This is a genomic window from Pseudomonas sp. QLc11A, from assembly GCF_052112305.1.
In the GTDB taxonomy this organism is placed as follows: Bacteria; Pseudomonadota; Gammaproteobacteria; order Pseudomonadales; family Pseudomonadaceae; genus Aquipseudomonas; species Aquipseudomonas laurylsulfatiphila.
Map to the genome: position 1 here is coordinate 1 of NZ_JAVAJJ010000107.1, position 231 is coordinate 231.

Consider the following 231-nt stretch of genomic DNA (forward strand, 5'->3'; position numbering starts at 1 on the left):
TGGCGGACAGGGTCACGGTGGTGGTGTCGTTGACGTCGTTGACCGTGGTGGTCACTGGCGTTTTCACCGGATCGATGGACTCGAGGTTGCCGCCCACTGCGTCTTTGATGGATTCAGTGACGGTGGTCGGACCGGTGTAGACGTCGTTGCCGACGCTGACCGGCAGGCTGCCGGAGCTCTGACCCTCGGCGATGGTGATGACCTTGCCGCTGTCCAGGGTCACGGTCACCG

1 protein-coding gene is annotated in these 231 nt (G+C 63.6%); it reads right to left on the bottom strand.

Translation table 11 applies throughout. From position 1 onward, the window contains the following. Positions 1-231, bottom strand: a 231-nt coding sequence (locus Q8X48_RS30105; RefSeq protein ID WP_407802832.1) for an immunoglobulin-like domain-containing protein, incomplete at both ends; no start/stop codon positions are given.